Source organism: Streptococcus sp., assembly GCF_030528045.1.
Lineage (GTDB): Bacteria > Bacillota > Bacilli > Lactobacillales > Streptococcaceae > Streptococcus.
Genome location: NZ_JAUMZR010000005.1, coordinates 30,416 through 56,686, shown reverse-complemented (window position 1 = coordinate 56,686; position 26,271 = coordinate 30,416). Strand labels below are relative to the sequence as shown.

Annotated in this window: 21 protein-coding genes; 1 reads left to right on the top strand and 20 read right to left on the bottom strand. The window is 42.7% G+C overall.

The genetic code is table 11. From position 1 onward, the window contains the following. Window positions 1-68: 68 nt before the first annotated feature. The 6 genes from bgaA to miaA form a co-directional block, all read right to left on the bottom strand. Complete coding sequence (bgaA, locus tag Q4A91_RS02010) at window positions 69-7,046, bottom strand: LPXTG-anchored adhesin/beta-galactosidase BgaA (protein ID WP_303204367.1); 6,978 nt, start codon at window positions 7,044-7,046, stop codon at window positions 69-71. A 250-nt stretch (window positions 7,047-7,296) separates the two neighbouring features. Further along, window positions 7,297-8,052 carry an SDR family oxidoreductase gene (locus Q4A91_RS02005; RefSeq protein WP_303204366.1) on the bottom strand — a complete coding sequence of 252 codons (756 nt, stop codon included), beginning with the start codon at window positions 8,050-8,052 and terminating at the stop codon, window positions 7,297-7,299. A gap of 20 nt (window positions 8,053-8,072) precedes the next feature. Further along, the gene (gene rnz, locus Q4A91_RS02000; RefSeq protein WP_303204365.1) at window positions 8,073-9,002 is read right to left on the bottom strand and encodes a ribonuclease Z; all 930 of its coding nucleotides are present in this window, start codon (window positions 9,000-9,002) and stop codon (window positions 8,073-8,075) included. Window positions 9,003-9,016: 14 nt separating this feature from the next. Continuing rightward, complete coding sequence (locus tag Q4A91_RS01995; RefSeq protein ID WP_303204364.1) at window positions 9,017-9,640, bottom strand: cystathionine beta-lyase; 624 nt, start codon at window positions 9,638-9,640, stop codon at window positions 9,017-9,019. Continuing rightward, entirely contained in the window at window positions 9,633-10,871 is a 1,239-nt protein-coding gene (gene hflX / locus Q4A91_RS01990; protein WP_303204363.1) for a GTPase HflX, read from the bottom strand. The genes Q4A91_RS01995 and hflX overlap by 8 nt, the downstream gene beginning before the upstream one ends. Further along, window positions 10,864-11,748, bottom strand: a complete 885-nt coding sequence (gene miaA, locus Q4A91_RS01985) for a tRNA (adenosine(37)-N6)-dimethylallyltransferase MiaA (RefSeq protein WP_303204362.1) — start codon at window positions 11,746-11,748, stop codon at window positions 10,864-10,866. The genes hflX and miaA overlap by 8 nt, the downstream gene beginning before the upstream one ends. 120 nt (window positions 11,749-11,868) lie before the next feature. On the opposite strand from miaA, the gene Q4A91_RS01980 reads away from it, so the two are divergent. Beyond that, on the top strand, window positions 11,869-12,039 hold the full coding sequence (locus Q4A91_RS01980) for a DUF3042 family protein (RefSeq protein WP_001051782.1): 171 nt from the start codon (window positions 11,869-11,871) through the stop codon (window positions 12,037-12,039). A gap of 42 nt (window positions 12,040-12,081) precedes the next feature. Here the strand turns inward: Q4A91_RS01980 and Q4A91_RS01975 are convergent, their stop codons facing one another. The 14 genes from Q4A91_RS01975 to Q4A91_RS01910 form a co-directional block, all read right to left on the bottom strand. After that, the gene (locus Q4A91_RS01975; RefSeq protein WP_303204361.1) at window positions 12,082-12,921 is read right to left on the bottom strand and encodes a thymidylate synthase; all 840 of its coding nucleotides are present in this window, start codon (window positions 12,919-12,921) and stop codon (window positions 12,082-12,084) included. Window positions 12,922-12,972: 51 nt separating this feature from the next. Beyond that, window positions 12,973-13,407 (bottom strand): GTP pyrophosphokinase, encoded by a 435-nt coding sequence (locus Q4A91_RS01970; RefSeq protein WP_303204360.1) that lies wholly within the window; start codon window positions 13,405-13,407, stop codon window positions 12,973-12,975. A gap of 94 nt (window positions 13,408-13,501) precedes the next feature. Beyond that, window positions 13,502-14,461: an ROK family glucokinase gene (locus Q4A91_RS01965; RefSeq protein ID WP_000078548.1), complete on the bottom strand. Its 960-nt coding sequence runs from the start codon at window positions 14,459-14,461 to the stop codon at window positions 13,502-13,504. Between the two features lie 100 nt (window positions 14,462-14,561). Next, window positions 14,562-15,362: an excalibur calcium-binding domain-containing protein gene (locus Q4A91_RS01960; RefSeq protein WP_303204359.1), complete on the bottom strand. Its 801-nt coding sequence runs from the start codon at window positions 15,360-15,362 to the stop codon at window positions 14,562-14,564. 104 nt (window positions 15,363-15,466) lie between these two features. Continuing rightward, complete coding sequence (pabB, locus tag Q4A91_RS01955; RefSeq protein ID WP_303204358.1) at window positions 15,467-17,188, bottom strand: aminodeoxychorismate synthase component I; 1,722 nt, start codon at window positions 17,186-17,188, stop codon at window positions 15,467-15,469. A 265-nt stretch (window positions 17,189-17,453) separates the two neighbouring features. Continuing rightward, on the bottom strand, window positions 17,454-18,017 hold the full coding sequence (locus Q4A91_RS01950) for a TIGR01440 family protein (protein WP_303204357.1): 564 nt from the start codon (window positions 18,015-18,017) through the stop codon (window positions 17,454-17,456). A gap of 114 nt (window positions 18,018-18,131) precedes the next feature. Next, window positions 18,132-19,823: a sensor histidine kinase gene (locus Q4A91_RS01945; RefSeq protein ID WP_303204356.1), complete on the bottom strand. Its 1,692-nt coding sequence runs from the start codon at window positions 19,821-19,823 to the stop codon at window positions 18,132-18,134. Then, window positions 19,820-20,557 (bottom strand): response regulator transcription factor, encoded by a 738-nt coding sequence (locus Q4A91_RS01940; RefSeq protein WP_303204355.1) that lies wholly within the window; start codon window positions 20,555-20,557, stop codon window positions 19,820-19,822. The genes Q4A91_RS01945 and Q4A91_RS01940 overlap by 4 nt, the downstream gene beginning before the upstream one ends. A gap of 70 nt (window positions 20,558-20,627) precedes the next feature. Further along, window positions 20,628-21,740, bottom strand: a complete 1,113-nt coding sequence (msrB, locus tag Q4A91_RS01935) for a peptide-methionine (R)-S-oxide reductase MsrB (protein ID WP_303204354.1) — start codon at window positions 21,738-21,740, stop codon at window positions 20,628-20,630. Between the two features lie 9 nt (window positions 21,741-21,749). Further along, a complete protein-coding gene (locus Q4A91_RS01930; RefSeq protein ID WP_303204353.1) occupies window positions 21,750-22,313 on the bottom strand; it encodes a redoxin family protein in 564 nt (187 codons plus the stop codon). A gap of 13 nt (window positions 22,314-22,326) precedes the next feature. Continuing rightward, window positions 22,327-23,037 (bottom strand): thiol-disulfide oxidoreductase-associated membrane protein CcdA2, encoded by a 711-nt coding sequence (gene ccdA2, locus Q4A91_RS01925; protein WP_303204352.1) that lies wholly within the window; start codon window positions 23,035-23,037, stop codon window positions 22,327-22,329. Window positions 23,038-23,200: 163 nt separating this feature from the next. Beyond that, the gene (locus tag Q4A91_RS01920; RefSeq protein WP_303204351.1) at window positions 23,201-23,752 is read right to left on the bottom strand and encodes a GNAT family N-acetyltransferase; all 552 of its coding nucleotides are present in this window, start codon (window positions 23,750-23,752) and stop codon (window positions 23,201-23,203) included. Window positions 23,753-23,953: 201 nt separating this feature from the next. Further along, window positions 23,954-24,778, bottom strand: coding sequence for an ammonia-dependent NAD(+) synthetase (nadE, locus tag Q4A91_RS01915; RefSeq protein ID WP_303204350.1), 825 nt, complete (start codon window positions 24,776-24,778; stop codon window positions 23,954-23,956). Then, the gene (locus tag Q4A91_RS01910) at window positions 24,775-26,235 is read right to left on the bottom strand and encodes a nicotinate phosphoribosyltransferase (protein WP_303204349.1); all 1,461 of its coding nucleotides are present in this window, start codon (window positions 26,233-26,235) and stop codon (window positions 24,775-24,777) included. The genes nadE and Q4A91_RS01910 overlap by 4 nt, the downstream gene beginning before the upstream one ends. Between the last annotated feature and the right edge of the window lie 36 nt (window positions 26,236-26,271).

The window sequence follows — 26,271 nt, the reverse complement described above, 5'->3', positions numbered from 1 at the left end:
TGATAAACGTTGATAAATCAATGTTTTTATTTTTAGAATTTGAGTTTTTAGAGGTTCCCTTATTCATTCTAGTCTTCTTTTTTGCCTTTAGTGGCCACTAATCCTGCACTCAAACCAAGAAGAGCGAAACCTGCTGCTAGAGCTGCTTGACTTTCTGCACTTCCTGTATTTGGTAGCTGCTCTGCTTGAGCTTGACTAGCTGCATTTGAGGAAATTTCTTTTGTATCTGCTTTTTCTGATATTTGTGGTTTTGTAGATTCTTGAGGTACTGGTTTAGCTGTTTCACTAGCCGTACCAACTTCTACAATGCGATCTTGAGCCATGACTTTATCATAGCTTTCTTTTTTAGTTCGCTTACCATTTTCAACTTCGATCAAGTGAACACGGATACCTTTTTGACCTTCTTGGAGAACACGAGTTTGACCTAGATACAACTTATCAGACTTGCGTTCCTGAACCTTGAAATCAATTATTTCTTCTTCGATTACAAGTTCTGGTCTGTTAAGAACTAGGTTCTTCACTTCATCTTCTGGAAGAGAGGTTCCTGGTTTGGTTCCAACCAAGACGATGCGGTCTGTCGGAGCTTCTACCACTTCACGGAGTTTTTCTTCCTTACTTCCACTAGGATTAACCGCTGTAAAAATCCGTTCCTTACCAACTTTTCCTTCTTGTTCTACACGAGTTTCACCTAGATACAGTGTTGAATCCTTTTTCTCAACTGTCTTATATGCCAAATCTTTTTCAACAAATTCGAGTTTTGGAAGTTCCTCTTGTACTGCGGCAACATTCTTCTCAGAAACTGGTTTTTCCTTAGTCAACTGGATACGGTATTCCTTGACTTGTTTTCCACTTTCTGAAACAAGGCGAACAAGTACTGGAAGGCTATCGTCTCCGCTATCTACAACTGTTGAAGCTACTTGATTGCGTTCTTCGACTGAGACTTTTAGACGTTGACCTTTATAGGTGATTTGGTAGTCTTGACGATCTTCAGCGAAGTCAGGAATCTCTTTTCCATCTACAAGAATCTTCGATTGGGTACTTTCTTGAGGCAATTCACTCGGAGCAAGGAAGGTCATCTCAATCATCGCAACACCGCTCTTGTCTGCTTTACGATCCATACGCCATCTCATGGCTTTGGCTTTGACAGCTTTAAATGTTACGTTGATTTCATCACCAGCTGCGATGTCTTTATCCGCACGATAAGGCACAGCTTCCCAGTTTTCTGGATTATTGAATGGATGAGCTGCATCGTAGGCTTGGTAGTTAGAATAGTAGGTAGGCACTTCAAACTCTGGGCCAATATAGCGTTCCAAAACGAGTTTAGATGGGGCATCCGTACCACTATCTGCAAAGAAGTGAAGTTTGGCTTGCGCTACAGTCCGTTCTACAATCTTACCATTTTCACGGAAGATTACACCTGCTGATACTTCTGGATTAGAAGATGGTGTTGGAGACCAGTTTGTCCAACGACGATTTTCTGAATGATTTCCGTCATTGAGATAGTCCACACGGTCATGGGAGTTTCTATCAATGTCGTTAGTGGCTGAAGCAAAGGCGCGGTTACTATTTTCATCATACTCTGGGTTATTTGAAAGAGCTTCACCAAGTTTGTCTGTCACTCGTACAGTGAACTCAGCAACAAGATCGCTACCAAGGACACGACCTCGAACGGTAAATTGACCTGCTTTTGTCAGATTTTCTGCTGGAACTTCTTCCCATTCAACTGCCAAGTCTTTTGTTTCGTAACCGTCTTTACCTGTGAAGTAAACAGGAACCTTAGTTGGCAATTCAAGTGGTTGCCCTACTTGTAGCAAGCGAGCTTGTTTGACCGCGGCAACTGGTTTACGAGAGAGCAAGTCTTTATTGCTTGTAAAGTGTAGACGGTATTCTCCTAGGATATCACCATTTTCAGCTTTCGCGATAACACGAACTGGCTCACCTTCACGAACACTTGGAACGACGGTAGCGAGACCATTGTTGCTAACACTTGCTGTTACTGCAGGAACTTTGCCATCTACAAACTCAAGGTAGTAGTCTGTCAAATCAGGGTTGAAGTTTGCTAAGTCTTTACCGTCAACTTGGATTCTCGTTTGTCCTTGTTTGGCTGCTGCGACTTGTTTTGCAAAGATTTGTACTTCTGTGATAGAAGTTCCTTTCTTGCTATCAAGTCGAACCATACGAATGCGAACCGCATAGGTCTCAACTTTATCAAAGTTGAAATGATTCATTTCTCCAGCTTTTAATTGAGCTGGTGCTTTGAGATTGCTTACCTCTTTCCAGTTTGCAGGATCGTTAAAGGCATGGTTTTCCTCACCTACAAAGCTAGGGTTTTTAGGGGCTGTTGGAACGGTCTTACCGACATAATATTCGATCACATAAGACTTCGGTACACCAACTCCGTGGTCTTCGTGGAATCCGACACTTAAGTTATCAACAGAGCGTTTGCTCAAAATACCTGAATCTCCGAATAGGACACCAACTGAAGCTTCTGGATTAGTACGGTTCCAGTTTGTCCAACGGTTAGCTGGGCGGTCATTAAAGGAAATCAATTTATCGTTGACGTTTGAAACAGGATCAGTTGGATTTGAGTCTGAAGCAAAGGCAAGTGGCAATTCTGAACCGGTCCATTGGTCAGAAATATTTGCTCCCTTCTCAGTTTGAGCAGATACGCGAACATGAAGTTTAGTTGTTAATTGCGTACCTTCTAGGCGACCATTAACTGTAAAGACACCTTCCTTGGCGTATTGGTCTGGACGAATCGCATCCCAAGTAACCTTAGCTGATGAAACGTGCCCATTTGAATCGTAGGTACGAACGCTTTCTGGTAATTGTGGTGTTTCTGAGATTGGTGTTGTCACACTAACTTCTTCAACTGAAACGATGCCTTCTACAGATACTTTAGCACGCGCCTCAAGGTCAAGACCTTCAACTTTACCTAGAACTTCAAAGGTTTGATAGTGGTCGAGTTTTTCTTTTGGAATGGCTTGCCAAGTGACTTTGTGGGCTTTAGGGAAACCTTTGTCATACTCAACCGTTACTGTTGTTGGAAGAGTAGGTTCTTGATGCAAGTCTGTCACTACATTTACTGGACGGATAGATTGCGCAACCTTCGTCTCAGTATTGGCTTGGATAGTGAGTTCAACTTGGCCTTTAGCTCCCTCATATTCCGCTTTCAGAGTGACTGCTCCTGGCTTATGCAACTCAAGCATTCCTTTACGAACTGCGACCTCCCCTTCACCACTTGTAGATAAGTTCACTTTATCAGCTGGTAGAACTGCTTGTGTTCCATCTTGATAGTGAGCAAGGACAGACAATTTGACTGTTTGGTCTTCTTTGAGGATGTCAGCTTTCTCCACTTGTAGGCTCAAATGATCAATTTTTGGTGCTTCTTCGAGGAACTGAATAGCATACATTTGAAGAGGGCCACCATCATTTGGTTGAACAAAGATGCTTGCACGCATACCGTTTGCTGCACTTGCTTGCACCACTGTAACAGCTGCATTTTCAGCACTTGCTGCGACTTTTGGCAGCTTAGTTCCATAAGTAAGAGTACGGTATTGCATTGGTTTTTGACTAGTAAGTCCTGTGACAGCTTCATCACCAACCCTTACAGTTGGTACTACAGGTGCTGCAGGATTGCCTTCTTCTACCACAAGAGTAGCATGAATGGTTTCTCCTCCTAGTTGGCCAGTCATTTGAATACGTGATCCTGCAACTGAAAGTTTCGCTTGATCTTCTGGAGCAATTTCCCAGTTATCAACTTCGTATTCTTGAACGCTTCCATCTGTTACTGCGATAGAAACGTATTTGTCAACAGCGCTCAAGTCTGTTCCTGGAGCAACACGCTTAACAGTTGGAAGCTCATTTGCGATTGCTAGAATTTCGACACGGGCCTCAACTTCACGTCCGTCAGCCGTGCCTTTCACCGTTACAATACCAGGTTTGCTCACATCTACTGGAGACCAGGTTACAGGACGTTCTGCACGGCTACCATCACTGTATACAAATGGAACAGTGGTAGGCATTTCTGGAGTATCTCCGATAACTGTCTGTACCTTTGGTACCTCTGTTCCTAAAACAGTCTTTTCTTGATCTTCTTTCTTACCTGTAAAGACAGTGACTTGGTCCGATTTCAAGAGATCAGAGTGGGCAGTAAGGGTGAATTTACCTGCTTGTTCAGTTGATTTAACAATGGCAACCCCTTTACCGTTAAAGGCTCTGCGGATCCAAGAACCATCTGGTTGTGCCTTGTAGCGTTCACGGCTAGCTTGTTCCCCATTATCGACACCGACCAGTTGACCTTGTCCATGCAATTGGAAGCGAACCAAATTATTGGCAGTTGGTACCACATTTCCTTCACTATCTACGATTTCGTAGTAGATGTAGGTCAAGTCTTTTCCATCGGCTGCGATTGCGTGTTCTTCTTTGACGAGGCGAACACCTGCTGGTTGGCCTGCAGTCGTGATTTTATCACGTGCAATTTCTTTTCCAGCTTCATCGCGAGCTACAGCTTCCAAAGTACCTGGTTGATAAGCAACCTTCCACTCAAGATAGAGTTCCTTAGCATTGGCACCTTCTTGGTAGGTACGGCCATCACTGGTTTGTTTTTTGTTGAACTTTTTAACACCGAGAGATTGACCGTTCAAGAATAATTCTACGCTTGCAGCGTTTGAGTAGGCACGAACTGGGATTTTTCCGTCTGAATCTTCAACTTTTGATGCCAATTCTCTATTTTCCCAGTTCCAGTGAGGAAGAAGATGTACCATTGGTTTCTTCTTGGCAGAAACCCATTGGCTTTGGTAGATATAAAAGTCATTTTTTGGAATACCGGCTGTATCTACGATACCAAAATAAGAGCTCTTAACGGGAGTTTGGTTTTGGTTGTGCCATGGTGTAGGTTCACCGATATAGTCCGTACCTGTCCAGATAAACTGTCCAGCATAGCCAGCGTTGTCACGGTCAAACGTCCATGAATCTGTTGCCGTTTTACCCCAACCAACACGATCATTTCCATAATCTGACTGTTCATAGTTACGATAAGCTTGGTTGCTATGTACCAATTCTTGTTCAGGACGATAATAGCTACCGCGTGTACGGGTTGCTGAAGAGGTTTCAGAACCATAAATCAACCAGTTTGGATGTTTCGCACGAAGTTTCTTGTAGTTATCTTCTGAATAGTTGAATCCAACCGCATCCAGTTCATCAGCAATTTTCTCATGTCCACCACTACCATCACCAAAGCGAAACTTATCTGCTCCCATGGTAACATAACGTGTAGTATCAACATCTTTAATCACTTTTACTAAGCGTTTAACCGTTGCTAGAGAATGAGGTTTACCATCGGCTTCACCGATTTCGTTTCCGATAGACCACATGAAGACAGCTGGGTGATTTTTATCTCTTTCGACCATGGTACGAAGATCGTAGTCAGACCATTTTTCACCTTTTCTAGCTTCTGGGTGAGTAGCGTCTTTTTCAAAGAAACGTCCGTAGTCATAAGGTTTCTTACCACCATACCAAGTATCAAAGGCCTCTTCCTGAACCAGCAAACCAAGTTCTGCTGCAATTTGCAAAGTCTGTGGACTTGCAGGGTTATGAGTTGTACGGATGGCGTTAACGCCCATCTCCTTCATTTGTTTGAGACGACGGTATTCTGCCTTATAGTTTTCTTCTGCTCCAAGCGCTCCGTGGTCATGGTGCAAGGAAACACCATGGAATTTAATGCGTTCACCATTCAAAGAGAAACCTTCATTTGGAGTCCAGTGATAGTAACGGTAACCAAACAAATCTTTCTTAGCATCCACCAATTGACCATCACGGTATACACGCGTAATCAATTCGTACAAGGCAGGTTTGTCATTTAAAACGGTCCAGAGTTTTGGTTGTTCAACTTCTAAAATCGCATCTAGGCTTGTTGACTCATGTGCTTTCAAGGTACGACTCGCTGTACGAACCAAACCTGTCACAGCCTGACCACCACGTTCAACGATTTGATACTCTGCCACCAGTTCATGGTCTTTATCGTCTGTATTAACAATTTTGCTGGCTACATGAGTTTCAACCTTACCATGTTGCTGTTCTTCAAGTTTTGGTGTCAAGATGGTTGTCCCATTTTTCTCAACATGAACCTTATCTGTCACTTGCAAGGTCACATCACGGTAGATACCACTACCCGAGTACCAACGGCTACTTGGTTGTTTGTTAACCGCATGGACAGCAATCACATTCTCACTACCATCTTTGTGAAGGTATTTGGTGATATCGTAAGAGAACTGGTTATAACCATTTGGATAATGCCCCACTAACTGGCCATTGACATAGACTTGAGAGTCCATGTAGACACCATCAAAGGTCACTCGAACATTTTTCTTGAGATCTTTTTCATCAAGTTTAAAGGTCTTGCGATACCAAGCTTCACCACCATTGAGCTGTCCACCCTCGTTTTGGGCAGGTGACTGATGGTCAAAATCGTTAAAGATACTCCAGTCGTGTGGGAGATCTAATTTTTGCCATGTTGATACATCGGCATCTGATTTCACAGCTTCTTTAGGATTCGCATTGAGTTTAAAGTGCCAATTTTGATTAAAATTCATTTTTCTATCTTCAATCATTTGATTCACTTCTTCATTTGTCGCAGTTTTCAACTCTTCCTTGACAGGCTTTTCTTGACTTGAAGCTTGAGATTCTACCTTTGGAGTTGTTTCTTCAGGTTTTAGAGATGCTTTCTCCTCTTTTGGAGCTACAGGTTCATCTTCTTTCTTCTCGGCTTTGCTTGCTTCAATTGGTGCAGCTTGACTTTGGTCGACACTTGCAGCATCCTTGTGCTCTGCTACAGCTTGATTTTCTTTTTCCTCCACTGCCGGACTTTCCTCTTTTGCTTGTTCAACAGTGTGGGCGATGGGAGTTTCATCCGCGAAAACTGGTGATTCTCCAATGACACTTCCTCCAAATAGAACCGCACAGGTTCCAATCATGACAGAGCAAGCGCCTACGGCAAACTTACGAATGCTGTAGACTCTTTTACGATTCCAATGGCCTTTTTCCATAAAATCCTCCTTTAGTAACCGCTTCCATTTGTTTGTAAGCGTATTACTTTTTCATAGCCTTTTACCCTTATTTTATAAAATAATATAGGAAATTTCAATACCCTAAACACAAAAAATCACATTTTTGATTGTTTTTTCTAAAATTTGTAGAAGACTCAAAAAAAGTGAATGTAGATTTAGAACAAAAACAAACAAATTTTTGACACTCAGTTAAATAGTATAAAAAAGTTCCTTTTGTAAGGAACTCCTTTTACTTATAATTAAAGATTCCCCCTGCCAACTTATCGGCTAATTTGGGGAAGAGGGTATAAAACTTATGGGCTAGGTTCAACAAAACTGGGAGATTGAGTTCCCGTTTGTTTTTTCCTATACACTTAACAATCTTTTTGGCCACTGCATCTGGTTCTAAGAGAAAGCGGTCAACCGACTTGAGGTAGGTCCCATCTGGGTCTGCCTGGTCAAAAAAGGCAGTACGAATCGGTCCTGGATTGACCGTCGTTAGATAGATACCATAGGGCATCAATTCGAGGCGCAGAGCATTTGAAAATCCAATAGCCGCAAACTTGGTCGCTGAGTAAAGACTGGACTTGCTAGTCGCTATCAAACCTGCCATGCTGACGATATTGATGATATGGCCTTTTCGGTTTTCTTTCATGCGGGCTCCAAGACGACGAGACAGATTCATCAGGGCAAAGGTATTGACCTCAAACATCTGGTGAATATCTTGATCAGAAATCTGGTCGAAATCTTCAAAAATTCCATAGCCAGCGTTGTTAATCAAGACATCAATCTTGCCATAACGGAGATAGAGGTCAGCTACCAGAGCTTCTAGGGCTGAGTCATCAGTAATATCGATTTCAATCCATTCCACATTAGGATGCTTTGCATATAGTTGGGCTAGTTTTTCCTTGTTTCTACCTAGTAAGATGAGTTGGTCATTTGGCAAGAGTTTGACCATTTCTTGGGCTAAGCCACCGCTTGCTCCGGTAATCAGAATAGTACGCATACTTATCCTTTCTCAATCTTCTAAATTTCCACCTCTTCCAAGTCTTTAACCACATGGACATTTTCAAAAACAGTTGCCGCATCTTTCTTGAGCTGACTGATATCTTTTGAGAGGAAACGAGCACTGATATGATTGAGCAAGAGGCGTTTAGCACCGGCTTCTGCTGCTACTTGTGCTGCCTGCATATTGGTTGAGTGACCGTGGTTGCGGGCAATTTTTTCATCTCCCTTGCCATAAGTCGACTCATGGACAAGGACATCAGCGTTAACAGCTAGACGCACACTGGCATTAGCTTTTCGGGTGTCACCCAGAATAGTAATAATCTTACCAGGTCGTGGTGCTGAGATATAGTCTGCTGCCTTGATTTCAGTTCCGTCTTCTAGAACAACGTCCTGACCGTTTTTGATTTTTCCAAAAAGCGGGCCAAATGGAACACCAGCAGCCTTAAGTCTTTCAGCATCCAAGGTACCTTCTAAGTCCTTTTGCATGACACGATAGCCAACACAGAAAATAGTGTGATCCAGCTCCTCTGCATACACAGTGAATTTATCGGTCTCAAGGATTTTTCCTAGAGAATCTTGGTCAAACTCATGAAAATGCATGCGGTAAGGCAGACGAGAACCCGACACACGTAGACTGGTTAAGACAAATGACTTGATCCCTTGTGGTCCATAAATGTCCAAATCCGTCTGCTCTTCATTGGCCTGAAAGGCACGACTAGAAAGGAATCCTGGCAAGCCAAAGATATGATCTCCATGCAGGTGGGTGATAAAGATTTTGCTGACCTTACGTGGTCGAATCGTGGTTTCCAGAATACGATTTTGCGTTCCTTCTCCACAGTCAAAAAGCCAGACTTCGTTAATCTCGTCCAAGAGTTTCAGGGCGAGACTTGAGACGTTGCGGGCTTTAGAGGGCTGACCAGCCCCTGTTCCTAAAAATTGAATATCCATTCGATACTTTCTAATTAATCAATATATAACATGGCTGTGCGGTTTTCCGATCGGAAATAGCGCTTTCCAGAAAAAGCAGCAGCTTCTTGCAATAAATCCTCTTGGCTGTAGCCCTTTAGACGTTTGCGACCATCAGCCAAACTTTCCAAATCCGTCAAAGCTGTGAGATTTTCTACACTAATAACTTCCTCATCTCCGACAGCTTTCATGTAAATCTTGCCAGACTCTTCAAAGACGAGTTGATGGGGGAAAATTTGCGCAATTTCAAAGAGCAAGTCAGCTGTGATTACTTCCTCAGCTTCTGAGAAAATCCGCCCAAGTCCCTCACTCTCATAGCAAAATCCATAAGATTTGCCAGATAAATTAAGACGAATAAAAGGCTTATTTTCAAAGGTGAAACTTGGTTCAACATTGTAGAGATTTAGTTCCTGACTGAGTTCTGAAAAATAATCCGTCGCAGCTTCAGGACTCTTTTTCTGGTAGAGTTCAGCAAAGTAGGCATTAACGACACTCGGTGGAGGTGTGATGAGAGCCAACTGCTCTTGCTCTGTTTTACCAGCTAGAAGTTGATCCAGATAGACCTTATCCAGACTTGTATAACCTCCATACTTTAGAGCCAACATTTTTATATCAGTCATAAAATTCCTCTAACCTCCATTTATTTTTCTCAGAAATGTAGCCTGTAATCACTTCTCCATCATCTTGGTAGTCACGATCTTCCAGAATCGCTACACTTTCCAAATCATGAATCTTGTAGGATTTTGAAAAAGGCACGCGCAAAGTAAATGCTTCAAAAATATCCTTGATCTTCTCCAAAAACAATGCTTGCAAGTTCTCACGACTATCCTCAGACTTGGCAGAAATGAGGGCATAAGGCGTTTGGGTAGGCATGAAATCCTCCACCAAATCCGCTTTATTATAAAGAGTCAGGCGAGGAATATCCTCCATGTCCAGGTCTTTCATGATGGACTGGACTGTTTTTTCATGTTCCTCGTGATAAGGATTGCTGGCATCGATGACATGAACTAGAAGATCTACATGTTTACTTTCTTCTAAGGTTGACTTGAAACTGGAAACCAATTCTGTTGGCAAATCTTGGATAAAGCCCACGGTATCAGTTAAGGTAACCTGAAGATTACCTCCCAAATGGATACTCTTTGTCGTCGCATCCAGGGTCGCAAACAGCTCGTCTGCTTCATACTGGGTCTTACTAGTCAAGGTGTTCATGATGGTTGATTTCCCAGCATTGGTGTAACCAATCAAACCAATCTTAAAGGTACTTGACTCCAAGCGTTTTTCTCTGACTGTGGCCCGATTTTTCTCAACCACCTTGAGCTGGCGCTCGATATCTGTGATTTGATTACGAACACTACGACGGTTCAGTTCCAGCTGGCTTTCACCAGGTCCACGGGAACCAATTCCACCAGCCTGACGGCTGAGCATAATCCCCTGACCAACCAAGCGAGGTAAGAGATATTTGAGCTGGGCCAAATGAACTTGGAGTTTTCCTTCATGGCTTCGAGCCCGCATGGCAAAGATATCTAGAATCAACTGCATACGGTCAATGACCTTGACACTCAGAACTTCTTCTAGATTGACATTTTGCCGTGGAGTCAAGCGATTATTGACGATGACAGTAGTAATTTCTTCTGCATCTACCATGAGTGCAATCTCTTTCAACTTACCAGAGCCCACAAAGGTCTTGGAGTCATACTTTTCCCGTTTTTGCCTGTAGCTATCCACAACGACGGCCCCAGCTGTCTTGGCTAGACTGGCCAATTCTTCCATAGAGAGATCAAAATTATCCATGCCCTGCAATTCCACACCGATGAGCAGGACTCGTTCCTCTTTTTTCTCCGTTTCAATCATCTAAAAACTCCTCAATCTGGCTTAAAATACGGTCTTGCACACCAGGCTCTCCTATCTGATAAAAGGTGACCTGCATGCGATTACGGAACCAGGTCAACTGACGCTTAGCAAAACGGCGGGTCACCTGTTTGAGACTATCGCTGGCTTCCTCAAGAGTTTGCTCCCCACGGAAATAAGGAAAGAGTTCTTTGTAGCCAATGCCTTTGGCTGCCTGCACATCTGGATAATGGTCAAAGAGCCACTTGGCCTCATCCAAAAGCCCAGCCTCAAACATCAGATCTACTCTGCGATTGATACGTTCATAAAGCTGACTGCGTTCATCATCCAAGCAGATAATCAGTGCTTCATAAGGACTCTCCTGATTTTCCAAATCCTGAGCAAAATGGGCGATTTCCAAGGCTCGCTTAGCTCGACGACGGTTAAACTGGGGAATTTCAAGGCCTGCTTGCTTCAAGAGATGGACTAATTCCTCATCTGAATAAGGCTCTAAACTAGCTCGATAGGCTAATATCTCCTCATGAGGTGTCTCCCCACCTAGATGGTAGCCTTCCAGCAAGCTCTGGACATAAAGCCCGGTTCCACCAGCAATAATGGCTAGCTTGCCACGATTTTGAATATCCTCAATAGCCTTCTTAGCTTCTGAAACAAAATCAAAAGCCGAGTAAGACTCGGTCACCTCTCTGACATCAATCAAATGATGAGGAACAGCTACTTGCTCCTCTGGGCTAGCCTTGGCCGTCCCAATATCTAGCCTTCTGTATACTTGCTGACTGTCACCACTGACCACCTCTCCACCAAAGCGCTTGGCCACTTCAATAGCAAGGGCTGTCTTCCCAACAGCGGTCGGTCCAACAATCACAATTATTTTTGTTTTCATCTTTTTTCCTTGAAAAATTTCCATTTTTTCGTTACTATTATTATATCACAAAAAGGTCAGTCAGAAAAATGCTACCACTTGAGGAGCCTGGCTGATTGGGAAGATAAAGGAGGAAGATTCATGGCTAAAGGATTCGCTAAAGGTCTTGTAACAGGTGTCGCAGGAACTGTCGCTGCCGTTGCAGGTGCAGTATACGCAATTAAAAAGAAAGTGATTGAGCCAGAAGAGCAAAAAGCAGCTTTCATCGAAGAAAACCGCAAAAAAGCAGCTCGCCGCCGCGTATCACATTAAACAACAAAAGAAGTTGAGATTTCTCAACTTCTTTTTATTTTCTTAAATAGCCAAATCAAACTTCAGTTGTGGCTTGACTGGATCATAGTCAACTAACTCAAAGTCCTCCGCTCTGATATCAAAGAAATTGGTCCCATCAGGAACATTCAAGACCAAACGAGGTTGGCAGTTTGACGGCTCACGGCGGAGCAATTCCTGAGCTTGTTCAAACTGATTATCATAGATATGGAGATTATTAATAAAGTAGAAAAACTTCCCAACCTTCCAACCGAAATGCTTGGCAATCATCATTTGAAGAGCTACGTACTGCATAGCGTTAATGTGGTGGGCCACTAGCATATCATTCGAACGCTGGGTCAAAGTCGCATCTAAATAGATTTCCCCATCAACGCGACGGACATCAAACATGGTCTGAAAGGCGCATGGAAGGAGGCCGTCCGTCTCCTCAAAAGCTTGGTAATCCCAGAGAGAGATGATATTGCGACGGTTCCAGGGATTGGCTTCCAATTGTTTGAGAATCTTATTGATGATATCGTGCTTTTTAACGACTGCCCCATAGCGCTCACCGATGGTTCCCGTATCTCCCACTTCCCAGTCATTCCAGTAGTGAACATTGTACTTGCTATTTAGCACTTCTAGACTATTAGACTGATCTTGGTAAATCCAGAGTACTTCCTTGATGGCGGATTTGATTGCAATGGGACGCAAGGTTGTGATGGGAAATTCCCCCATAGCCAAGTCATACTCGGCAAAGGCACCCGTTACGTACTTGGAGTTGGCAACAGTCCCATCCTTGTACTTGGGACGAGCCTGCTCAGAAAAGACACCGTCTTTGAGGATTCGTTCAATATTCTCTTTAAAAATCGTATCTGCTTTTGTCATTTACTCTCACCTCATTTATTGTCCTAACTAGTATAGCATAAAAAATCTTTTCTACATACTCAGATAATCGATGGCCTTTTTATATTTTTCTAATCGTTCCAAATCCTTGTCAGTGACAGAATTCAGTCTAGATAAATCTGAATTATGCTTCAAGTCTGCTAATTTGACAACGCGTGCTAGGGGATTAGATTTCACATTTTCTAGATATGTTTGATAGTCTTGCCCCTTTTTCTTTGACAAAATCTGAACGGCAACAACTACTGTTTCTGGTAAACCAGCTAGTAATAGTTCTTCAGCTGTAAAAGGACTGTCCTCTATAACATCATGTAGCAGAGCCACTGCTTTTTCTTCTTCAGTATCGACTTGACTTGCTACATAAATTGGATGTTCTATATAATCTACTCCTGCCTTATCAAATTGCCCTTTATGAGCTTCCGTAGCAATAGACAATGCTAATTCAAGCATGAGTTGTTTTGATGTATTCATCTAGCGATTCCTTCTCAAAATTAAAACCTATTTCGTTTTATTCGACTTTTAAAAAAGAGCTTGATGGATAACCAAGCTCTATTATCAATCTATCTTATTGCAATACAAGTGATGCTGCTCCGATAACTCCAGCGTCATTTCCTAGAGTTGCGAGAGCTAATTTAGTTGATGTGCGTACTTGTGGGAAGGTATTTTCATCATAAACCTTTTGCACGCCTTGGAGAAGGAATTCTCCCGCAGCTGATACTCCACCACCAATAACGATTGTTGATGGGTTTAGGATTGAACCGATATTAGCACAAGCGATTCCCAAGTAACGTGAGAAGTTACGGTAAACGATCAAGGCAAGGTCGTCTCCTTCTTTTGCAAGGTCAAAGACAGTTTTAGCAGTTACTTCTTCTCCGTCATCAATCAAGCGTTTCAAGGCTGCATCGCCTTCGTATTCATCTGCATAACGACGAGTCAAGTTGACAATCCCTGTTGCAGAAGCAACTGTCTCAAGACAGCCTTTTTTACCACAGGTACATGCGATCGGTTGGTCAAAGTCAACAGTGATGTGGCCAAGCTCTCCTGCTGCACCAGCAACACCGTGAAGCAATTTGCCTTCTGCCACGATACCACCACCAACACCAGTACCAAGTGTCATAAAGACAACATCCGGTTGGTTGTCACCAGCACCCATCCAGCGCTCACCAAGAGCAGCGACGTTGGCATCATTATCAATGAAGAATGGAATCCCCAAGGCTTTTTCAATCTTTTCTTTAATCGGTTGAAGGGTTTTCCAGTTGAGGTTGTAGGCACCGATAACAGTTCCTTTTTCACGGTCAACCACACCAGGTGATCCCATCCCAATCCCTCGGAAGTCTGTGGCTGACAATCCAAGCAAGTCCAAACGATGTTGAATAGACTCAATCATATCATCTACAATATGGCTTCCTTCATCCAAAATATTAGTCTTGATAGACCATTTTTCTTGGATTTCTCCCTCTTGAGTTAAAATTGCAAACTTGATAGATGTTCCACCAAGGTCAATCCCAATAATCTTTTGACTCATCGTCTTCTCCTTTTTAATTGAAAATGCTTACAGATATAGTGTAACAAAATCGTCTCTTTTGTGCAAAGGTTTGCATTAACTTCCTAGAAATTATTCTGATTTATGGTTTCCAAAGACCAGAACCATCTACGTAGTATCTGCCACCATCAACTCGCTCATTCTTTGCCATTTTACCATCTAATTTCAAATAGTAATTTCCTTGCCAAGTATTACGAGCATATGAACCATCTGATTTCAAGTAGTACCAGGATTGATAAGAAGAGTCATATATCCACTCACCTTGTGCCATTTTACCGTTCGCTTTAAGATAAAAAGCGCCTTGCCAAGCATTTTGGGCATAGGATCCATCTGATTTCAAATAATACCAAGCTTGGTATGATGAATCATAAATCCATTCACTTTGAGCCATCTTTCCGTTTGCTTTAAGGTAGTAACTTCCTATCCATGTATTTCGTGCATACGAACCATCCGATTTGAGATAATACCATCCTTTGTAATATGAGTCATATATCCACTCACTCTGAGCCATTGTCCCATCTGATTTGAGATAGTAATCTCCTTTCCAAGAATTGGTTACTGGATTACCATTGTCAGAATAATAATACCAATATCCATCCTGCTTAACCCATCCACTAGAAGAAACTCTATTCTGTGGACTAGATTGGCGTGGTTTAAAAACACCTCGAGGAGCTTTTGAGCGTTCACAGGCAACTCCATCACCATCTTTGTCTAGTCTTGAAGAATATCCAGGCTCTCCTCTATGGATATCAGAATAGCCATTTTCCCACGCTTCTGTACAATTTGAAAAGTGAATTGTATCATTAGCAAAAGTCGGTTGAGCGAGCATCATCAACGCAGAAAAGCTAGCTAGACCAGCTTTAAAAAGAACTGTTTTTTTCATCATTTCCTCCCATAAAATGACATCGTTTTCCTCTTATTTTATCAAACTTAATCCAACAATTCAAACAATTCAACATATCCATTATGTTTTTTAGTTTATGGAGTTTATTTAGAATTCATTTCTAACTCATACAAACCTCTGACTGCGTTACAGCCATAGACAGCTTCTGCTTGGTTCAAGTCTGCCAAAGTCAAGACTTTTTCATCTACCTGTCCTATTTCTAGCAAATGCTGGCGGTAAATCCCTGGCAAAATTCCTAGACTGGTAGGCGGTGTGTAGAGTTTACCATTAATTTTTAAGACCAGATTTCCAATAGAGGTCTCAAGTAGTTCTCCTGACTTATTGTGGTAAATCTTCTCTTGCTCTCCTAGGCTTAAATGTGGTCTATTAGTTGTTTTAAAGTAGGTAAACGCTTGATTCAAATCTGTTTCTTGCAGACAAAGTTTGGCTTTGCAGAAACTTGGACTGAGGGGTGTTAAGATTTGGCGGCTGAGTTCTATCTCTCCAGATTTGCTGAGGCTAATTCGCAAGCGGTAGTCTTGATGAACATCACAAGCCTGACACTCTTCCTCTATCTTTTGTCTCAGGTTTTCTGGATCAAAAGGATAGGCAAAATACCGACTTGCTTTTCTCAGTCTTTCCAGATGTTGTTCTTCAAACAGCAATTGTTTTTGGCTAATTTTCCCTGTAGTAATCAGCTTGAAACGAACTTGTTTACGATAGAGAACAGCCGCCTTTTGATGAACTTCTCGGTATTCAGATTCCCAAGTACTATCCCAAGTAATCCCTCCGCCAACACCATAGACGGCTTTCCCTTGATGCAGTTGAATGGTCCGAATGGCGACATTGAAAATCCGTCGTCCATTTGGAAGCAAGAGACCAATCGTTCCGCAGTAAACTCCTCTGGGTTGGGGCTCCAAGTTCTTGATGATTTCCATGGTCGCAATTTTCGGTGCTCCCGTTATGGAACCACATGGAAAGAGCGAGCGAAAAATGGTAACTAAGTCCACATCCGGTCGCAACTGACTCTTGATGGTCGAAGTCATCTGCCAAACGGTCGAATACTGTTCCACTTGACAGAGACGCTCCACATGCTCACTTCCAACTTCAGAAATACGGTTCATATCGTTGCGCAAAAGATCCACAATCATCATGTTTTCAGAGCGATTTTTAGGATCCTGTTCTAGCCAGCTAGATTGGGCAAGGTCTTCTTGGTCAGTCACTCCCCGCTGGGTTGTTCCCTTCATCGGGCGAGTCGTTAATTCCCGGTCATTTTGCTCAAAAAAAAGTTCTGGGCTCATGGAAATCACTGCCATCTCGTCATGTTCTACATAAGCATTGTAGCCCGCCTCCGGCTCTACCACCATACGATTGTAGATGGCAAAAGGATAAGCACTTAAGTCCTGCTTGAGTTGGACGGTGTAGTTGACCTGGTAGGTGTCCCCTTGACGCAAATAATGGTGAATCTGGGTAATAGCCTTTTCATAGTTTTCTGCAGATGTTTCTTCCTGCCACTTTGAAGGCAAATCTACTTCCTCATAAGTCAGAGGAATAGGCGATGTTTCTACCCTATCATGAACTGTAAAATATAGCAGATACTCTCCCAGTAAATGAGCTTTATGAACTGCTAATTTCTCCTCAAATGCAGGTGCAGCCTCGTAACTGACGTAGCCCACCACATAGTAGCCCTGCTCTTGGTAGCTTTCCACTTGTGCCAGCAAGTCCGCTACTTCTGATAAGTCTCTCGTTTTTAACTCTTTGATTGGCTGGGTAAAAGTGTATCTCTCCCCCAAAGCCCTAAAATCAATCACTGTTTTTCTATGCATACCTTAAGTATAGCACAAAAAAGCCGACCTACAACAGCTAAATCCAGCTTTGTTTACTGATTTCTATAACGAAAAATCTTCTCTACCTTGCTTTTTTCTACTTTTTGGCAATTCTCCATCAGATAGCACCCCTTCTTCTTGTAAAAACTGGTCTTATTTGGAGCACTTTACAACAAAAATCCAACAAAAAGAACAGAGGAAGTCATGGTATCTATACCATTGTTTCCTCTGTCTTTTGCTTTTCTTCTTTTACTACAGAATAATTTCACGACTTTCTGATAGAATCTTGTGGATACTGCGCACGCGCACCTCCGATTAGTTTGGGACGACTAGCTAGAGCCGTTACATGGGCATGCCCAATTTCTCTCAAAAGAGGGCGAATCGGAACCTGAACATGCTTAACATGCATGCCAATCGCAGTATCTCCGATATCCAATCCAGCATGGGCCTTGATAAATTCAACCTCAACTGGATCCTGCATAAACTTAAAGGCTGCCAACTGACCCGAACCTCCTGCATGAAGTGTAGGAAGGACACTGACGATTTCAAGACCAAACTGCTCTGCCACCTGACGTTCAACGACGAGGGCTCGATTGACATGTTCACAACCTTGAACAGCTAGATGAATTCCTTTTTTCTCTAGGATATCTAGAATGGTCTTCACAATGACTTCCCCAATTTCTTGACTGGATTCCTTGCCAATCTGACCACCTATCACCTCACTAGAAGAAAGACCCAAAATAAAGATAGATCCTTGCTTCAATTTGGCTTTTTCTAATACATCTTTTACAATCTGGCTTGTTGCGCTTTGAATGTCTTTTTCCTTCATAATTGATACCTCTTTTGTCACTATCTATCATATCGTTTTTTCTACGTTTTAGCAAGATAGACAACCTAGAAAGCTTGCTCAATTACGCATAAAACTCCCAGATTTAACTGGGAGTTAGCTAGTTTCTATTCTATTGATGTATATTTCAACCGTCGTCCCTTTTGAGGGTACAGAATTGATCTTCATCTGGTAATTGTCTCCAAAATGAAGTTTGAGCCGTTGGTTGACATTTTGTAGGCCAACTCCCCCACGTTTGAGCTGACTTTGACTACTATCAGCAACAACCTGGAAGCCAACTCCATCATCCTCAATGCGGATGACAAGCCCTGTATCCTGTCTCTGAACAGAAAGTTTAATATGCCCCTGACCTTCCTTCTCCTTGATGCCATGGTAAAGAGCATTTTCTACAAGAGGTTGCAACACCAGTTTAGGCAAGACTAAATTATCAAAGTCAGGTTCTTCAGCAATCTCATACTCCAGCTTATCACCATAGCGTTGTTTCTGGATAAAGAGGTACTGGCGGACATGATTGATTTCATCAGAAAGAGAAATCAAATCCTTTCCTTGATTGAGCGCCAAGCGGAAATAGGTTGCCAAGGACTTGGTCACCTGAACCACTCGCTGACTATCCTGAAATTCAGCCATCCAGATGATAGTGTCCAAAGTATTATAGAGGAAATGAGGGTTAATCTGGCTCGACAAGGCTTGAAGTTCATACTGCCGGGTCGCTTCTTCCTGCCTGCGCACATCTGTCATCAACTGATCAATCTGATCCAGCATGGCATTGAACTGACGAGTCACTTCTCTCAGTTCATAGGCGCCAGCTTCCTTAGCACGAAGATTTTGTGTACCAGAAGCAATTTCCAGCATGGTTTCTCTCAGATCCTTCAAAGGGGCAATCCAGCGTTTGAGACTGAACCACACCAAGCAGAGACAGGCAAGAAGAGATAAGGCACTAGCAGCAAGCAAGGTCCACATGAGTTGACTCCGAACCTGGTCTAACTTCTCCAACGAAGACACGCCTATAACCGTCCAATCAGTACCTGTAATCTGTTCCTGACTAACGTAGGATTGATGGTCCAGCGTATAGCCCTGCCCCGTCTCGATGTAGGGTTTCATGGCCTCCATTTCACTCGCTGAGCTATAGACAGTACGTTTAGGATGGTAGACAAATTCATGCTTTTCATTGATGATAAAGGCAAAGCCCTGCTGGCCCAACTGGAGTTGGTTGAGATAGGCTTCCAGAGTTTCGTAGGAAATATCCAAACGAAGTACGCCAAGATTGCCCCCCTTTGCATCAACAAGTTCCTGAGTAACAGAAATGACCCATTGACTATCTGATTTACGAGCTGGGGTTAAAACTGGCTTAGCTCCCTGATGAATGGCCTTTTGGTACCAATCCTCAGCCATCATATCAGAGGAGGTTTTCATCTGCACACTATCATCTGTAGAAATAACCTGACCGGATTTGGTGACCAGTACCACCGTTTTCAAGTCCTGGTCTGCCTTTAAGATCGTCAAAAACAGATCTCGGATTCCCTTGACTTGGTCTTGGTTAGGATTCTCAGCATAGGCTAAGACATCCTTCTGCTGGGTCAAACTGGTAGAGGTGGTTTCTAATTTTTTGATATAAGACTGAATAAAGTGGCTAGTCTGGCTAATGGTCGTTTGGCTATTGCCCTCAATAGTGGCCTCAATGGCTGATGAACTAGATTGATAATAGAAAGTCCCAACCACAGCTAGTAGAATGAGAAAGACCAGAAAGATGGAAATAACCATTCTGACTAAGAGAGAAGAACGCTTCATCGGCCTTCCCCTTTCTTAAACTGACGAGGTGTCACACCTGCAATCTGTTTAAAACGTTGGGTAAAGTAGTTCATATCTTCAAAACCAACCTTTTCGGCTATCTCATAAATCTTTAAATCTGTGGTCAGAAGCAAGAGCTTGGCCTGTTTGACACGCTCTCTCACCAGATAATCCTGAAAAGGCAAGCCCAACTCTTTCTTAATTAAGGAACTCAGATAATTCGGACTAAAACCTAGGTCACTGGCCAAAGACTTCAAACTAAACTGACTGTCAGCTAGATGGGACTGGATTTTCTGAGCAATATTTCCCTCAAACTTATTGGTTAATAAATCTTGTAACTGCTCTTCTTTTTCTTCCTTGTCTAGTTTTTGCTTGATTTTCCCCAACATTTCCTCAATATCCTGACGAGAAAAGGGTTTGAGCAGGTAATCATCTACACCGAGTTTGACAGCAGACAAGGCGTAATCAAAATCATCGTAACCCGTCAAAAAAACCAAATGCACCTGAGGATAAGTTTCTCGGACCAGACTGGCCAACTGGATGCCATTTAGCTGAGGCATATTGATATCGGTTAAAATGATGTCTGGCACCTGCTTTTGAATCAAGTCCCAAGCCTGTCTTCCATTTTCAGCCTGACCGATGATTTCCATATCGTAGGCTGCTACATTGACCAGCTTGGTCAAGCCTTGTCTTATCAGATACTCATCTTCTACGATTAAGATTGTGTAGGTCATGCTCTGCTCCTTTACCACTTACTAGTATCAGTATAGCAAAATTCTCCTCTAACTGCTTAGGAAAGCCCTCTTAATCGACATAATCTAGTAAATAAGCGTAGCCTTTTTCTGCCATTTGATCTTTGGGAATAAAGCGGATAGAGAGACTATTGATGCAGTAGCGCAAGCCCCCCTTGTCTTGTGGTCCATCTGTAAAGACATGGCCAAGGTGAGAATCTCCAACTCGGCTCCGCACTTCCATGCGTGTCATATTGTAGGACTTATCTTCTTTGTAGGTAGCAACATCTGGGCTGATGGGTTGGGTGAAACTAGGCCAGCCACAACCAGACTCAAACTTGTCCTTTGATGAAAAGAGGGGTTCACCAGTTGCCACATCCACATAGATACCAGATTCAAATTTATCCCAATAGCGGTTTGAAAAAGCTCGTTCTGTTTGATTTTTCTGGGTAACGGCATACTCCTCAGGTGACAAGGTCTTCTTCAATTCCTCATCACTTGGTTTAGGATATTTGCTGGCATCGATGACGGGGTAGGCAGCCTGATTAACATTGATATGACAGTAGCCATTTGGATTTTTCTTGAGGTAGTCTTGGTGATAATCCTCCGCCACCACAAAATTCTTCAAGTTTTCCTTTTCAACTGCCAGAGGTTGGTCATATTTCTTAGCCACCTCATCAAAGACTTGGTTGATTACTTCCAAATCCTTATCATCTGTGTAATAAACACCGGTACGATACTGGGTCCCCACATCATTCCCTTGTTTATTTTTGCTGGTTGGATTAATGATGCGGAAGTAATGAAGCAGGATTTCTTTGAGAGAAATTTGATTAGCATCATAGGTAACATGAACAGTCTCTGCATGGCCTGTTTGGTTAATCAATTCGTACTTGGTTGTTTCCCCTCTACCATTTGCATAGCCTGAAACGGCATCTGTCACTCCAGGCACGCGTGAGAAGTATTCCTCCACTCCCCAGAAACAACCTCCAGCTAGATAAATTTCGTGCAAGTCTGCGTCTTTGCTCACTTCTGTTTTTTTCACTGTTTTTCCTCCTTGACTAACTGATGCTTTCTCAATTTGCGAGCTATCTGTCTGCCCTGCATTTCGCATCAATAGAAAATAGAAACCGGTTAGGGCTAGGAGAATGACCCCTGCCAAGACAAAAAGTTTTACTTTATCATTCATAGCCTTTCTCTACCCCATTTCTTTCAATTCTTTTAAAATCATTTCCTTATCCATAAAACCTGGTTGCGTTTTGACCAGCTTGCCTTCCTTGTCTATAAAGGCTTGAGTCGGGTAAGAACGAACACCATAACTTTCCAAAAGTTTGCCTGATGGATCAATTAGAACTGGAAAATTTTTATAATCTAAGCCCTTGTACCAGTTCTTAAAGTCTGCTTCAGATTGCTCCCCCTTGTGTCCAGGAGACACCACTGTCAAGACCACATAGTCATCACCAGCACCTTTAGCGATTTCGTCCGTATCTGGAAGACTAGCTAGACAGATAGAACACCAAGAAGCCCAGAATTTGAGATAGACTTTCTTGCCCTTGTAATCAGACAAACGATAGGTCTTGCCATCTACTCCTGTTAGTTCAAAATCAGCGACTGCCTGACCTTTAGTCGCAGTTTGCGAACTGACTTGTTCTGTTTTGGTTTGCTCCTTCATAGTTGATTCGTCTGACATATTTTTAGCCGAACAGGCTGCCAAGCAACAAATTGAGCCGACTCCAAGGAGACATGTTTTCCATTTTTTCATTTCTTTTTCCTCTCTATTCAAATAATGTAGTCAAAATGGAAGCATTTCCCAAAAGCACCAAGATTCCCATCACGATAATGAGGAAACCACCCACTTTTTTGAGGATCCCGAGGTAGGGATGGAGTTTTCGGAAATGTTTCAAAACATAGCTGGAGGCAAGAGCTAGAACCAAAAATGGTAGCGCCAAACCCAGCGTATAAACCAACATGAGACCAGCACCCTGCCAAGCTCCTGAACCACCTGAAGCCGCCAAGGCCAAAACAGACCCCAGAACTGGCCCCACACACGGCGTCCAAGCAAAACTAAAGGTTAACCCCAGTAAAAATTCCTGACTATAGCCGTTAGCATTTTGATCCTGTCTCTTTAATTGTAACCTTCTTTCCTTGTAGAGTCCCTGCAAATGTAAAACATCCATCTGGTGCAAGCCCAAGAGAATGATAATCGCACCCGTCACATACTGAAACCAAGAAGCATACAGCAAATTGCCTAAAAAACCAGCTCCATAGCCTAGTAAGATAAAAACAAAGGAAATCCCCGCTATAAAGGCCAAAGTTCGCAATAAACTTACAACTGAGATTGAAAATTTTCCACTAGAAGCCTGCGCATCATTCTTATCATCCAACAAGACCCCCGCATAGACTGGCAACAAGGGTAAAATACAAGGAGAAAAGAAGGAAAGAATTCCAGCAAGAAAAACACTGATAAAAAAGATTACATTATCCATATCTTTTCACCCTTCTTTCTTTTGATAAGTCTATTATAATTCCCAACTCTAAGAAAAAACAGGGACAATGATAGGGAAAAATAGGAATTTAATCAGTTTATTTAGAAATCTGGCACAAAAAAAGCCAGACAAGGTCTGACTTTGGTAGAAACAGAAAAGAGAATCACCTGTCTTCCCTACTTATCTGGTAATAAATAAGGTCCGCAACGTAGTCTTTTCTCTCCACACCATTGGCAATGGTTTTTAGATAAGACATTCCCGCTTTTTCCATAACACGGCCTGAAGCTAGATTGAGACTGGCGTAACGAGCTCTGACTTTTTGAAAACCTGCTTGAGTAAAACAGAAGTCTAACACAGCTTTCAGGGCCTCCGTCATCATACCACGCCCCCAATAGTTTTTTCCTAAAACATAGCCAATTTCACAACTTAAATCTTCCTCGTGCATTTCAATGATGCTGATATCCCCTATCACATGCTCAGGGTTTTCTTTGAGACAAATGGCCCATTTATAGTAGTTGGGATTGGCATAGGAGGCAACCCAATTTCGAATCGAGTTCCGAGTCACCTCAACATCAGGATGAGGATCCCAAGAGACATAGATTAGATTCTCAGTAGACGAAGCCCAATTTTGAAACATGGCTTCCGCATCACTCTCCACAAATCTTCTCAAGATCAAACGATCTGTCTGTAACATTTGCGTACCGATTGCTTTCATAATGTTACCTCGCTTTCTAAGCTTAAGGCTCAGGGTAAAAAGACTATACTCAGTAACAGCTAGAAAACAAGCTTTTCATCTAGTTACTTGACGCAGTCCCTGTCTGGTTTGAAATGCGCTTTACCAAGCTTTTTCAAACCTAGTCATCGTTGCGGGGGTGAGACAAGGAAAATCGAACTCTTCGAGTTACCGATTTCTGTCTCACTCCCAAAAGTCATCAAATACGGTGATCGGTAGGTGGCGTTTGTGTTGGCCTTTTTGCCACCAGTTTTCAATAGTCGCTTGGGCTTCTGGACTGATGGTTTTGCCTTCTAGATAGTCATCAATTTCATTGTAAGTGACTCCAAGTGCGACTTCGTCTGCAATACCTGGTTTTTCTTCTTCTAGGTCTGCTGTTGGGATTTTTTCATAAAGTGCTGGGTCTGCACCAAGCTCTTTCAAGAGTTGTTTTCCTTGACGTTTATTGAGGCGGTAAAGAGGGAGAATGTCTGCACCACCGTCACCAAACTTGGTAAAAAAGCCTGTGATATTTTCCGCAGCATGGTCTGTTCCAATGACCGCTCCGCTATGGGCACCCGCAAGGGCATATTGAGCAATCATACGACTACGCGCCTTGATATTTCCCTTGTTAAAGTCTGAAACAGGACTTCCTGTCGCTTCAACTGCTGCTGTCATAGCATCAGCTGATTCCTTGATATTCACAACTAAGCTGACATCTGGCTGGATGAAAGCAAGAGCTTTTTGAGCATCTGCTTCATCAGCTTGGACTCCATAAGGGAGTCGAACAGCGATAAATTTGTAGCTGTCATCTCCAGTTTCTGCTCGCATTTCTTCCATAGCTAATTGCGCCAAACGCCCTGCCAAGGTTGAGTCTTGTCCTCCAGAAATCCCAAGTACAAAGGTTTTAAGGAAGGGGTGTTTTTTCAAGTATCTTTTTAAGAAGTCAATCGAACGACGAATTTCTTCCTGGGCATCAATCACTGGTTTGACACCTAGTTGCTGGATAATGGTCTCTTGCAAACTCATTCTTCTTCTCCTTCACCAAGGGCTTCTTTACGCATCTTATCAATCAAGTCCATCTTATCTTGCCAAATATCACGCGCCAAGTCCACTGGATAGTGCTGCGGATTGAGCACGCGCTTGTACTCATCCCATAGCTTGTCAAATTCTTTGCGAGCATAGGCTTGAATCTCAGTCAAACTAGGTAAATCGTAAACTAATGTTCCTGCTTTGAAAATATCCACCAAGAGAGGAACGGCATCAAAATTACGAACGGTCTTTTTGATATAAGTATAGGTCGGATGGAACATTTTGATTTCTGTCATGTCACTCACATCCACACCATCATAAGTAATGTAGTCACCTTCTGACTTACCTTTTTCACGACTGGTGATGCGCCATACCTGCTTCTTACCTGGGGTCGATACTTTTTCAGCATTGCTTGAAAGCTTGATGGTATTGCGCATCTTACCAGTTTCATCTTCGATAGCCACAATCTTATAAACTGCCCCAAGAGCTGGCTGATCATAGGCTGTAATCAGCTTGGTACCCACCCCCCAAACGTCAATCTTAGCGTGTTGCATTTTGAGGTTAAGGATGGTATTTTCATCGAGGTCATTAGAAGCGTAAATTTTGGCATCTGGATATCCAGCCTCATCTAACTGTTGGCGAACTTTCTTGGAAATATAGGCTATATCCCCTGAGTCGATACGAACGCCTTTAAAATTAATCTTGTCTCCCAGCTCACGCGCTACCTGAATGGCAGCTGGCACACCGGTTCGCAACGTGTCATAAGTATCTACTAGAAAGACACAGTCACGATGGGTTGAAGCATAAGCCTTGAAGGCTTCATAGTCGTTTCCATAAACCTGTACCAAGGCATGGGCATGAGTCCCCAATACTGGAATACCAAAGAGCTTCCCTGCACGCACGTTGCTGGTTCCATTAGCCCCACCAATCACGGCTGCGCGTGTTCCCCAAATAGCTGCATCCATTTCTTGCGCACGACGTGTCCCGAACTCCATCAAGGGTTCATCATCAATGACCGAACGAATACGTGCTGACTTGGTCGCTATCAAGGTTTGAAAGTTAACGATGTTTAAAAGAGCCGTTTCGACCAATTGACATTGAGCTAGAGAACCTTCTACCTGTACAATCGGCTCATTAGCAAAAACCAAGTCCCCTTCCTGGGCAGAACGAACCGTCAACTCCAACTTGAGATTTCGTAGGTAATCCAAGAATTCTCCATGATACCCAAGCGTCTCCAAGTAGGCAATATCGCTATCTGAAAAGCGTAAGTCTTCAAGATAATGTACAATTCTTTCCAAGCCAGCAAAAACTGCATAACCGTTCTGAAAAGGTTGCTGACGGAAATAAACTTCAAAGACCGCCTTTTTATTGTGAATTCCTTGGTCAAAGTAAACTTGCATCATATTAATCTGGTACAAGTCCGTGTGCAATGTCAAACTATCATCTGGATACATCTGTTTTCCTTCTTCCTTTTTTACAAAGGTATGAAC